General features: G+C 61.9%; 10 protein-coding genes. 2 read left to right on the top strand and 8 right to left on the bottom strand.

Going from position 1 to position 12,230, the window contains the following annotated elements; translation table 11 throughout:
• Window positions 1-2: 2 nt before the first annotated feature.
• From H6M51_RS17050 to leuC, 3 genes are read right to left on the bottom strand one after another with little or no spacing between them, the layout of a single operon-like run.
• The gene (locus tag H6M51_RS17050; protein WP_185811024.1) at window positions 3-638 is read right to left on the bottom strand and encodes an isochorismatase family protein; all 636 of its coding nucleotides are present in this window, start codon (window positions 636-638) and stop codon (window positions 3-5) included.
• Window positions 628-1,287 (bottom strand): 3-isopropylmalate dehydratase small subunit, encoded by a 660-nt coding sequence (gene leuD, locus H6M51_RS17045; protein WP_185811023.1) that lies wholly within the window; start codon window positions 1,285-1,287, stop codon window positions 628-630. The genes H6M51_RS17050 and leuD overlap by 11 nt, the downstream gene beginning before the upstream one ends.
• Window positions 1,274-2,704, bottom strand: coding sequence for a 3-isopropylmalate dehydratase large subunit (leuC, locus tag H6M51_RS17040; RefSeq protein WP_210314857.1), 1,431 nt, complete (start codon window positions 2,702-2,704; stop codon window positions 1,274-1,276). Before leuC ends, leuD begins: the two co-directional genes overlap by 14 nt.
• A 180-nt stretch (window positions 2,705-2,884) precedes the next feature.
• Here leuC and H6M51_RS17035 point away from each other — a divergent pair, with 180 nt between their 5' ends.
• Both H6M51_RS17035 and H6M51_RS17030 read left to right on the top strand, forming a co-directional pair.
• Window positions 2,885-4,939, top strand: coding sequence for a hydantoinase/oxoprolinase family protein (locus H6M51_RS17035; protein WP_185811021.1), 2,055 nt, complete (start codon window positions 2,885-2,887; stop codon window positions 4,937-4,939).
• A 1-nt stretch (window position 4,940) separates the two neighbouring features.
• The gene (locus H6M51_RS17030) at window positions 4,941-6,710 is read left to right on the top strand and encodes a hydantoinase B/oxoprolinase family protein (RefSeq protein WP_185811020.1); all 1,770 of its coding nucleotides are present in this window, start codon (window positions 4,941-4,943) and stop codon (window positions 6,708-6,710) included.
• Between the two features lie 69 nt (window positions 6,711-6,779).
• Here the strand turns inward: H6M51_RS17030 and H6M51_RS17025 are convergent, their stop codons facing one another.
• The 5 genes from H6M51_RS17025 to H6M51_RS17005 all read right to left on the bottom strand — a co-directional run bounded on the left by H6M51_RS17025 (window position 6,780) and on the right by H6M51_RS17005 (window position 12,228).
• A complete protein-coding gene (locus H6M51_RS17025) occupies window positions 6,780-7,820 on the bottom strand; it encodes a LacI family DNA-binding transcriptional regulator (protein ID WP_185811019.1) in 1,041 nt (346 codons plus the stop codon).
• 188 nt (window positions 7,821-8,008) lie between these two features.
• Window positions 8,009-8,734 (bottom strand): SDR family NAD(P)-dependent oxidoreductase, encoded by a 726-nt coding sequence (locus tag H6M51_RS17020; protein WP_185811018.1) that lies wholly within the window; start codon window positions 8,732-8,734, stop codon window positions 8,009-8,011.
• Window positions 8,731-9,672 (bottom strand): NAD(P)-dependent oxidoreductase, encoded by a 942-nt coding sequence (locus H6M51_RS17015; RefSeq protein WP_185811017.1) that lies wholly within the window; start codon window positions 9,670-9,672, stop codon window positions 8,731-8,733. The genes H6M51_RS17020 and H6M51_RS17015 overlap by 4 nt, the downstream gene beginning before the upstream one ends.
• A complete protein-coding gene (locus H6M51_RS17010) occupies window positions 9,669-10,670 on the bottom strand; it encodes an ABC transporter permease (protein ID WP_185811016.1) in 1,002 nt (333 codons plus the stop codon). The genes H6M51_RS17015 and H6M51_RS17010 overlap by 4 nt, the downstream gene beginning before the upstream one ends.
• Entirely contained in the window at window positions 10,642-12,228 is a 1,587-nt protein-coding gene (locus tag H6M51_RS17005; RefSeq protein ID WP_246780554.1) for a sugar ABC transporter ATP-binding protein, read from the bottom strand. Before H6M51_RS17005 ends, H6M51_RS17010 begins: the two co-directional genes overlap by 29 nt.
• Window positions 12,229-12,230: the final 2 nt, after the last annotated feature.

Raw genomic sequence — 12,230 nt, 5'->3', positions numbered from 1 at the left:
ATTCAGCGATCCAGTGATGTCAGATAGGTCATGATGTCCTGTTCGCTGACCACGTCGCCATATTTGGCATCCATGTCGAACAGGTTGGCTTCGTGTGGGGCGGCGTGGCGATCACCGACGGCTTCGCGCGCGATGATTGGAATGAAGCCGTGCGAACAGCAATCCACACAGGTGGCGCGGACGCAGCCGCTGGTGGAGACGCCGGTGTGGATCAGTGTGTCCACGCCGAGTGAGGCCAGGGTCGAAGCGAGCGACGTGCCGAAGAAGGCACTCGGATACTGCTTGGAGATGACGATCTCGCCGGCACGAGGGGCAATTCCCTTCGCCCAGGCGCCCATCGGATTGCCCTCGACGAAATTGTGAAGGGTCATCGATTTCTGGTAGAAGCGCCCGCCATTTGCCCCGCCCTGCGTATAGACGACGTTGGTGTAGAGCACGGGCACGCCGTTCGCACGGGCTGCATCCACCAGTCGCAGCGCCGAGGCGAGAGCCTCTTCGACGCCAGCATAAAGCGCACATGACGGATCGAAATAGGCTTCAACGAGATCGATCAGGATCAGCGCCGGTTTGCGGCCAAAGCCGATCCGCTTGCCAAAGGCACGTTTGTAATTCGCGTCGAGGCTCTCCTCAGCGGACAAGGGCGGTCTCCTTCTCGAGATCGTGGAAATAGGCAAGCTGGTCTGACGTCAGATAGAGCCAGGGGGTCAATTCACGCTGGCGGGCTTCGAAAGCGGCGATGTCGGCGGCGTCGCCCTCGATCATGGCGCCGATCTCGTCGAGCCCGCGCAACAGCGCATCCTTGCGGTAGGGGGCGATGTCGAAGGGGATCGGCTCAACATTGTCGATAGTCACGGTTTGAGCGGCGAGGTCGACGGAAAATTCGATGCCCGCCTCCGCCAATGGTCGCAGCGTCGTCAGGATCGCTTCCGGCAGCGCGATCGGAAGCACGCCATTCTTGAAGCAGTTCGCATGGAAGATTTCGCCGAAACTCTCGGCAATCACCACGCGAATGCCGAAATCGGCCAGCGCCCAGACAGCCTGTTCCCGGCTCGAACCGGTGCCGAAGTTGCGGGCAGCGAGAATGATCTGCGCCCGGGCGAAGCCAGGCCGGTCCAGAACGAAAGGAGCCCCCTTCGGTGCGTTGGCGCGGCGTTCGTGGAATACGTTCCGTCCGAGCCCCTGCTTGTCGAGCAGCAGCAGGAAGCGGGCTGGAAAGATGATGTCAGTATCAATGTCGTTTTCGGCAATCGAGGCCGCAACACTGCGCAAGGTCTCAAATGGCTTCATGACCCAGATTCCTTTCGCGGATATCGGTGAGACGTCCCGCCAGCGCGGCAGCGGCGGCCATCGGCGGGCTCATCAGATGGGTGCGGCCACCTTTACCCTGTCTGCCCTCGAAGTTGCGATTGGACGTCGAGGCGCAGCGTTCGCCCTCTGCGAGCCTGTCATCGTTCATCGCCACGCACATAGAGCAACCCGATGCGCGCCATTCGAACCCGGCCTCGCGGAAGATGCGATCGAGACCCTCCTGTTCGGCTGTGCGGCGGACTTGGTCGGAACCAGGAACGACGATCGCCTGGACATGCGGGGCAACACGCCCGTTCGCGACGATGGCGGCGGCGGCTCGCAGGTCCTCGATGCGACCATTGGTGCAGGATCCAATAAAGACGCGGTCTATGCGCAGATCGGTGAGCGGAGTGCCAGGCGTGAGACCCATGTAGGCGAGGCTGCGCTGCATGCGGGCACGACGCGCGGGATCCGGCTCGTTGGCAGGGTCCGGCACGGAGGAGGCGATCGGTGCGCATTCTTCGGGCGTCGTGCCCCAGGACACATGCGGCGAGAGGGTCGAGACGTCGATGACGATCTCGCGGTCAAACCGGGCATCGGCATCCGAGGGAAGCGTGCGCCAGAAAGCGAGCGCCTTCTCGCGCATCGGCCCCGACGGCGCCAGCGGTCGGCCTTCAAGATAGGCGTAAGTCTTGTCGTCCGGTGCGACGAGGCCGATGCGGCTGCCAGCTTCGATCGACATGTTGCAGAGTGTCATGCGGGCCTCCATCGACAATGCACGCACCGCCGGCCCGGCATATTCAATGGCATATCCCGTCCCGCCACCCACGCCGATACGGGCGATCAGCGAGAGGATCATGTCCTTGACCTCAACCCCCGCTGCCCGTTTGCCCTCGAAGGTGACGCGCATCGATTTCTGTTTCGCCTGTCGCAGAGCCTGGGTTGCGAATACGCATTCGCATTCACTCGCGCCGATGCCGAAACCGATTGCCCCGAAGGCACCATGCGTGCTGGTGTGGCTGTCACCACAGACAATCACGGCGCCGGGCAGAGTGAAGCCGAGCTCCGGTCCGATGACGTGGACGATGCCATGCCGACGATCGCGGACGGGGATATAGGGAATGCCGTGGGCGGCGCAGTTTTCCTGGAGACGCGCCACCTGCCGCGAGGCCAGCCCTTCGACCATCGGCAGATGCCGGTCACGCGTTGGAACTGCATGATCCGCAACGGCAATTTGCGCATCCGGCCTGCGAATTCGACGGTTGGCGGCGGTCAAGCCGGCAAAGGCCTGCGGGCTTGAAACCTCCTGCACGAGGTGCCTGTCGATATAAAGAAGATCAGTTCCGTCGGTGTAAGTCTTGACCACATGAAGGTCCCAGATCTTGTCATAGAGCGTCCGCGGCGAAGCCGTATTCAAAGTCATGTTTCCAACCTTGATCGGCCCTCCGGCGGCGTGCCGGCGGCCTTTGAAAAATGACGGAAGAGCCAGGAATTAGACCTTGCGTCTGTCGTTGAGCTGGCACTATAGTGATTTTGCATGCGCATGCAAGAGCTTTCCGAGATCGTTCGGACATGCTGCCACCAGAAGGGAAAAACGATGAGACTGGGAGTCGACGTCGGGGGAACATTCACTGACCTGCTTCTTCACGACGATAAAACCAAGCGGACCTATCAAGCCAAGACGCCATCAACGCCGGAAGACCAATCGATCGGTGTAGCCGCCGGCGTGCGGCTGATCTGCGAAAAAGCCGGCATTCAACCCTCCGACATTTCACTGATCCTGCACGGCACCACCGTAGCAACCAATGCAGTGCTGGAAGGCAAGGGTTCTCGCGTCGGCCTGCTCGTGACGGAAGGCTTCGAATACACATTGCATCTGGCGAAATCCTGGACCCCCGGTCCGCTGTTCGGCTGGATCGTCATGGACAAGCCCGATCCGTTGGCGTCACTAGCCGACACGCGCGGCATCCCCGAGCGACTCAACGCGCGCGGTGAAGTGGTGCGCGAGCTGGACCGCGCCAGGGCAATCGAATTGATCGACGACCTCTGCTCTTCGGGCATCGAGGCGCTGACCATTTCACTCATGCATTCCTATGCAAACCCGGTTCATGAGAGAATTCTCGGCGAGATCGTTGCCGAACGATATCCCGATATTCCCGTCTCGCTGTCGTCCGACATCCTGCCGGAATTTCGCGAATATGACCGGGCGATCACCACGGTGATGAACGACTATGTCCGTCCGATCATGAAGCGGTACTTGTCGCGCATCGAAACCCGTCTTCGGGATGAGGGCGTTACTGCCCGTTTGCATATTGTACGTTCCGACGGCGGCCTGATGAGCGCCGAGGCGGCCTCGCAGCGGCCGGTGCATACCGTGCTCTCCGGACCTGCCGGTGGCGTCACCTCGACGGTGATGGTCTCACGTCGTACGGGTATCAAGAAGCTGCTGGCCTTTGATATGGGCGGCACCTCGACCGACGTATCAGTTATTCTCGACGGTGAGCCGACGATCTCGCGTTCGACGGAAGTCGGCGCGTTTCCGGCCAAGGTACCGACACTCGACGTGCGGTCCGTTGGGGCCGGCGGCGGCTCGATTGCCGAAGTGTCGGAGCTCACCAAGTCGCTTCGCGTCGGCCCTCGCAGCGCCGGCGCCCGCCCGGGTCCGGTGGCCTACAGCCGGGGTGGAACGGAGCCGACCGTTAGCGATGCCAATGTCGTACTCGGTTATCTGCCGCCTCTGCTGCTCGGCGGTGACATGAAGCTGGACGTCGAGGGCGCACGCACGGCAGTGGCGGGCATCGGCACCGCGATCGGACTGTCTCCCGAAGATGCGGCGCAGGGCATCATCGACATCGCCAACGAGGTGATGCTCGGCGCTCTGCGCGTCATCACGGTACAGCGTGGTCTCGATCCGCGGGATTTCGGCATTGTTGCCTTCGGCGGCGCCGGGCCTCTGCATGCCAACTCCATGGCCGAATTGCTCGGCTGCTATCCGGTGGTCGTTCCGGCCAACCCAGGCGTACTTTCAGCGCTCGGCTTCCTCGAGTCGGAGTTCAAGAACGAGTTCGTTCAGACCTTCATCCATTCGAGCACCAATCTGGTGGCCGACGACGTATGGAAGCGCTTCGATGAACTCGAGCGTAAGGCCTTCGTCTGGCTGGACGAGGAGCATGTGCCCGAAGCTGACCGCAGCCTGAAGTATTCCCTCGACCTGCGCTACGAACAGCAGGGCTTCGAAGTCACCGTCGACATCGAGCACGCCACGATTGCAGGGCGTGGCAGCTTCGATGACGTGTTCGAGAAGTTCCATGCCACGCATGAGCGACTCTATGGCGTCCGCTTTCATGTGCCGGTGGAGTTGGTCGCGCTGCGCGTGGTGGCAACAGGAGCTACGCTTCCCGTCGAGGAATCGGCGCCGGCTGCCGCATCCGGCCAGAGCACGGCGATCATCGAGACGCGCCCGAGCTACTTCAAGGGGCGCTGGATCGATACGCCGAATTATGATCGTGCCAAGCTCAGTGTCGGTGAACGTGTCGCTGGCCCTGCCATCATCCGCCAATATGACACCACGACGGTGCTGCTGCCCGATCACTATGCCGAGGTTGATCCGCACGGCAATCTGTTGATCTGGCCGAACACCAGGAGGAACTGAGATGACGAAGGTTGATCCGATTACGCTCGATATCATCGAGAACGCCCTGAAGAATGCCCGCTATGAGATGGATGGCGTGGTGGTGCGCATTGCGTTGTCGCCGGTCATTCGCGAACAGCACGACGAATTTCCGATGATCTGCAACGCCCGCGGCCAGATGGTCGTCGGTCAGTTCGGGTCCTACATCCCGGCGATCGTCGAGCAGTTCAAAGGCGATCTCAACGAAGGCGACATTTTCGTCTGGAACGACCCCTATGCCTGCAAAGGCTCCATCTCGCACAACAACGACTGGTGCGTGATGCTACCGATCTTTCATGAAGGCGTGCTGGTCGGCTTCTCGTCGATTTTCGGTCACATGGTGGATGTGGGCGGCAAGGTTCCGGGCTCCATGCCGTTCGACGCCCGCACCATCTGGGAAGAAGGTCTGCGAATCCCGCCGGTGCGCATCTATGAGAAAGGCGTGCTGAACAAGGGCGTGCTCGACATCATGCTCAACAACACCCGCACGCCGGACATGAACAGGGCAGACCTGATGGCGCTGATTGCGGGTTGCCGCACGGCGGCGATGCGTGTGCGGGAGTTGTGCGACCGGTTCGGCCGCGAGACCTATATGGAAGCCTGCGACATGCTGCTCGACCGCACACGCGACGCGATGCGGGTGCTGATCGACAAGTACATCACCGACGAGCCTGTGTCCTTCACGGACTATGTCGATGATGACGGTGTCGGCAATGGTCCATTCAAGATGACCCTGTCCATCTACAAGAAGGATGGCAAGGCGGTCTTCGACTGGACCGGAACGGACGATCAGGCGGAAGGGCCTATCAACTTCCATATCCACGAGGGGCTCTGCAAGCTGTTCTTCGGTGTCTACATGATCATGGCCTTTGATCCGTCGATCCTGTTCAACGAGGGCTTCTATGATCTTTTCGAGGTCGTGCTTCCGGAAGGCAGCCTGCTCAATCCCCGCTTCCCGGCCGCGCTCTCCAACCGCCTGAACACGCATACGCGCTTCTTCGACTGCCAGGCCGGCGCGCTCGGCCAGCGGGCGCCGCATCTGTCGATGGCCGCCGGCTACGGTACCAGCCCGCACTTCATCTTCACCGGGCATGACAAAAACGGCCGGTATTTCCAGCTGATGGAGTTGCTGTTCGGCGGTGTCCCGGGTCGGCCACGCGGTGACGGACTCGACGGCCACGCCTGGTGGCCGTTGTTCTCGGCCACACCGATCGAATACATCGAGAACTACTATCCGGTTCTCGTGGAGAGCTACCGCCCCGTGCGAGATTCCGGTGGGCCGGGTCTCAATCGTGGCGGCGCGGGGATCGAAAAGGTCTACCGCATGCTGGAGCCTGGCAAGGTTTCGATCCATGATGATCGCGAAGTGGTGCCGCCATGGGGCATCAATGGGGGCCTGTTCGGCGGCACGTCGAGCAAGTGGCTCATTCGCAATGGTGCGGAAAATGGCGAGCGTATTCCCTCCAAGGTCGACAATCTCGACGTGAAGGCGGGCGATGTCGTGGTGTTCAAGACCGCCGGATCCGGCGGCTGGGGTGATCCGCTTGATCGTCCGGCAGCCCTCGTTGCTCGTGATGTCGCCAGCGATCTCGTCTCTGCGGATCAGGCTTACGAGTCCTATGGTGTGGTTCTGACGGGAGACAATGCCGTCGACCAGGGGGCCACCGAAGCCCGTCGCGCGGATCTACGCAGCCTTCGCGGCGCGCCCGAGCCGTTCAGCTTCGGCTTCACGCCGGGGATTGCGGCGCAATAAACATCGCGCGAACATAGCTGCGGGAGCAGAAGCTTCCGCAGCCAACTCCAGAAGCTATGTCGGTCAGGTTCAGCCAGTCGGCTCTTCCGCGGGACGCGGAATGGTCGAGCGCCACATCATTTCGCCCGGGAAGGCAAGATCCTGCGAGGGGAGGAATTCCTTTTCCGACTTCTCCAACTGCAAGAGCTTGATTGTCTCTGTGACCATGGCGTTCAACGGCTGGCAGACTGTCGTCAACTGATAGGGCGGGCGACCGCTTTCGGGAATCCCGTCGAAGCCCGCCACCATCACATCTTCGGGGACGCGCTGCCCGTAGCGAAGCCGCAGGGTGTCCATCGCACCCATCGCCATGATGTCGGCAATACCGAAGATTGCATCTGGCATGGCGCGTCCGCTCGAAACATGGCGATCGATTGCCGCGCCGCCACCTTCATAGGTCGAGCCGCCAGCGTATTCGACGATTTGGTCACGGCGGATCCCTTCCTCGAGGAGCCGCTCGGTGAAGCCGCGGACGCGGTCCTGGCTGGTCGTACCCGTCGGATCGCCGGTGATCATCATGAAGGTCTTGGCGCCTGCGGCGAGAAAGGCCTCTGCAATCATTCGCCCACCGCCGACATTGTCGCAGCGCACGCCATAGGCGCCGCTGTAGGGGATGTAGCGGTTGAACAGCGCGACGGGTATGCCACGATCCTGGCACAGATTGACCATGCGGGTCGATAACTGGGCGGAAGTCAGGATCACCGCCTCCACTTGGTATTGCAGCACCTTCATGATGGCATCATCGGTGCTGATGCCATCACCGAGCGCAAAGGTCAGCGCTTGGCGCCCAATGCGCTGCAGATCGAAGCTGAAGCTCTCGAGGACGTGGACATAAAAGGGGTTGTGAAGATTGCCAAGGATCAGGGCCACCATGTTCGACCGATTGGTGGTCAGGCTGCTCGCAATCGAATTGGGGACGTAGTTGAGTTTACGCGCCGCTTCGAGGATCTTCTGGCGGGTCGTCTCCTTGATGCTAGAACCGGGCGTGAATGCTCGGGATACGGCTGATTGCGATACCCCCGCAAGAGCGGCAACGTCGAATGACGTCGTTCTGACCGAGGTGCGCTGCATAACATTCCTTTCGCAAACGTATGCAAGCCGGAGGCCGGGCATAGTCCGGGCCGGCGGCGGAAATTGGCAAAACGCGCGACATATCCTGCCGCGCGAACAGGCCGCACTCTTGTCAAATTTTTCCAGGATTTGCAATGATGCCTATCGGGCGTGCACGCCTTACACCCTGCATCCGTATGCACAGAGCATCACGCGGCCGTCCAGCCGCCATCCACGGGAATGACGGTTCCGGTGACAAAGGAGGCGTCTGATGAGAGCAAATGGCACGCCACGGCGGCGATCTCGTCGGCTTGCCCGAAACGGCCCAGCGGATGACGTTGACGGGCCGTCTCGATGGCGTCACGTTCAAGCGTGGAAAAGACGCGGTCCATCATCGCGGTCTCGACGGCGCCGGGAGCAATGGCATTGACGCGAACGCCTGAAGCTGCGCAGTCGAGCGCGAGGCTTCGGCAAAATGCGTTGATCGCCCCCTTCGACGCGGCATAGGCAACACAATCCCGGCCGCCCGACAGCGACAATTGCGTCGAGCACAGGACGATGGCGCCGCGTTTGCGGCGAAGCCCAGGCAGCGCCGATCTCGCCACGTTGACCGTACCGAGCACATTCACCCGGAAGCACGCCATCCAGTCGGCTTCAGTCGTCTCTTCCAGCGTTCCGGGTCGCTCGATGCCGGCAAAGGTCGCGAGGCCGTCTATGCCGTCCAAGCAAGTCCGGCCGAGTACGGCTGTGACGCTCGTCTCATCGGAGACGTCGACGACATGGAAAGCGACACCCTCGACCATTTCGGCCGGGGACTGGATATCAAGGCCGATAACCCGCGCGCCCTCGCGAGCCAGCCGTCGCGCGGTGGCGAGACCGATACCGGAAGCGGCGCCGGTGACGATCACGGTCCGCGGGGCGGTTGGTTCCGTCAATGGGGATGCTCCCTCAACCAGTCCACATAGGCGGCGAGACCCGACGGGAAAGGAACAGACGGCTCCCAACCAAGATCGCGCCTGGCCGCCTCTATCGACATCGGAGCCTGCTGGTCCGCCCCCGGCAGAGGGCCGGGGCCGATGCTGGCCGTCACGCCCGGCAGTTGCCTGCGAATGGCGCCCAGCATGTCGCCGACTCGCACTGTCTCACGGCCGTTGATGTTGTAGGCGGCGAACGGCAGGGTCGCGGCAGCGAGCGCGGCAATGATCGCGGACACGACATCTTCGACATGGACGAATTGCAGAATCTGATCGGCTCCGGCGTCGATCGCGTACCTTTCGCCGCGTGACGAGCGGACGATCGGCTGGATCAGCGCATCGGTCATCCGACCCGGTCCATAGACCCAACCGATGCGCAGGCAGACGGCGCTGAGGGCTGCCTGGCGGGCGAAGGTTTGTACAATGAGGTCGGATGCCGCCTTGCTGGTACCATAGAAGGTGGAGGCGGACAGCGGCGCGTCTTCATTCACCACGGCAAGCCCAGGTGTATCACCATAGGCCGAGACGGAGGACAGAGAGACAAAGCGCCGCAGCCCGAGATTGCTGGCCAGCGCCAGCAATTGCGACGTGCCACGCACGTTTATATCGAGCACCTCAGCAGGATTGTGGTTGAGCAACATCGGTCCGGAAATGCCGCCGCAATGGACGATACTGTCGCACTGGCCGGCGATTTTCGCGGCGTGCAGGCCTACGTCTCTAACATCGGCCAGGTGGAAGGGAACCCCATCGGGTAGCGGCTGGCGTGGAGGCATCACATCGGTTGCCACCACTCCATGGCCTTTGGACACCAGCGCCCGGGCGAGCGCTTGGCCGATAAAGCCACTGGCGCCCGTCAGGTAGATGGTCTCGCGTTTCAAGTGCCCGCCGCCGACGCTCATGTGATGTCGGACTCTTCACGGCCGCGTGCGAATTGCGACACGGTGACGGCGAGGATCAGAGCCAGGCCGTTGAAGGCGCTGGTCACCCAGAGCGGAATACCGAGCATGGTCAGGCCGGTGATGCCGGTGGCGAGGAAATAGACGGCGATGACCGCGCCCCAGGGATTGAAGCGGCCGGGCATGATTGCCGTTGCGCCGAGATAGGCGGCGGCAAAAGCAGGCAGCAGGAAATTCAACCCGGAGAAGGGATCGGCCGCGCCAAGGAGGCCGGCATAGACGATGCCGCCCAGACTGGCGAGGACGGAGGAGGCGATCAGGCAGCCGACACGTACCCGCGATACGTCGATGCCCGACAGGCGAGCGACTTCACGGCTGCGTCCGACGAACAGAATCCGCCGGCCAAGCGGGGTGAATTCGAACACCAGCCAGATCACGATGGCGATAAGGATGACGTAATAGAAGGCGTAGGAGATGCCGAAGAGGCGGCCTCGCGCAACCAGATTGGTGAGGATCGGTGAAATGCCGCCGATGGTGGAGGAATTGCTCATCCACTGCACGACACCTGTCAGGATCGAGGTCGTCCCGAGGGTAACCACCAGGGAGGGGATGCGGACGAAAACGATGAAGAAGGAATTGATCGCGCCAATGACGACGCCGATCAGCAGGACGAGAGGAATGACGACACCGATCGGGACCTGATAGATCACGTTGAGAACGCCGATCGTCACCGCGGACATTGTCAGCGTCGCTCCGACCGAAAGATCGTAATCGCCGGCGGTCAGAGGAATGATCAACGCCAGAGCCAGCACGGCGCCGGGCGCCTGAGTTGCGAATAGAATGGAAAAATTCGTCCAGCTCAGGAAGATTCCGGGCAGCAGAATGGAAAAGACGAGGATAATCAGGAGCCATACCCCCACCAGAGCGAAGCGCTCGATGAAGTTGCCAATGCGGGGGCCCCGGGCGATTTTCTCATGCTGCGTCGATACTTGAGTGACCATAGCAGGCCTCCGCGATACTATCTTTTGAAATGTCGCTGCCGATCAGCTCGTGCACGATGCGGCCCCTGGAGAAGACCAGGACGCGGGTACAGAGGTCGGCCAGCTGCTCGAAATCTGAACTGGCGCAGATCACCGATGCGCCGCCGGCGGCGGCTTTACGGATGACATCGAAGACCTGCTGGCGTGTTCCGACATCCACGCCCTGCGTGGGTTCATCGAGCATCAGCAGGCGCGGCGAGCGGATCAGCCACTTGGCCAGGAGCACCTTTTGCGCGTTGCCCCCGCTCAGAGCACCGAGCTTCAGCGATGGATTGTTCGGCCGGACTTCATACTGCGCCGCAAGTTCCTTGGTCCGTTCGACCATGGCTTTACGGTCGAGACCAAAACGGCCCATGAACCGGCGGAGCTCGAGGAGCTGCATGTTGTCCGTGAGCGTCAATGACATGGAGCCACTCGCCTTAGGCCGATCGGCCGGTAGCAGTGCCATTTCCAGCGCCACCGACTGCCGTGGCGTCGCGGTGGCGAGCTGAATGTCCCGGCCGCCGAGTGTCAGGGTGCCGCTGCTTGCCTTCTCGGCGCCGAACAGCAGATAGGGCACACGGGCATAGCCCGAACCGATCAACCCGGTCATCCCCACGATCTCACCTTCGGCGATCCGCAACTCGGGCACTTCCAGGCCGGGTTCGGCAATCCCGTGCACATGAGCCCGGATCTGCCGGGAGGCGAGATCGATCGGTTGCGTCACCGTCCGGGCAACGCGCCGACCGATAATGCTCTCGATGAAGTCGTCATGGGAGGCGGAGCGGGTTTCGAGCGTGCCGGAGACCGACCCGTCACGCAAGATGGTGGCCCGATCGGTGATTTCCCGCACCTCGTCGATGTCGTGGGAGATGAAGATCACGCTGTCGCCATGACCGGAGACCTGGCGGACAAGATCAAAGAGGCGCGTCACCCCCTCTCTGGGCAGAAAGGGCGTCGGCTCATCGAGCACAAGAATACCCTTGCGGCCGCTCACGGCATGGGCTGCCCGGAGATCTTCTGCAGCTCTGACAATCGCAAGCAGCGCCCGGTCCGTCTGGCTGAGCTCGGAGACCCGCTGGGAGAGATCCATGTCGATGCCGAACCGCTCCAGAGCTGCAGCCGCGGCCCGGCGTTCGGCGCGCCAGTCAATCCGCGTCTTGCGTTCGGTAATGCTGGCCACCCGCAGGTTTTCAAGAACCGACAAAGAGGGCACGAGCCCGAGATGCTGATGGACGAACGCCATCTGATAATCCCGGAATGCACCAGCGCGCATCGGCAGGTCCAGCGGACGGCCGAAAACGGAAATCGAGCCACCCGGATCGGGGGCATGGAAACCGGACAAGATCTTCACGAAGGTCGACTTGCCGGACCCATTCTGTCCAAGAAGGCCGTGGACTTCGCCGGCGGCGACCGAGAAGTCGATACCTTTGAGGGCTTGGGCGCCCCCAAAGGTCTTGGCGATCCGTGACACGAGCAGGGCAGGGACCGCGGCAGAGGAGCCACCGTGGTCGCGTGCTGTATCAGGCGCGTTGGACATGG

The sequence above is a fragment of the Rhizobium sp. AQ_MP genome, assembly GCF_014237835.1.
In the GTDB taxonomy this organism is placed as follows: Bacteria; Pseudomonadota; Alphaproteobacteria; order Rhizobiales; family Rhizobiaceae; genus Allorhizobium.
The sequence above is the reverse complement of the archived record's forward strand: the minus strand, read 5'-3'. Positions and strand labels throughout refer to the sequence as shown.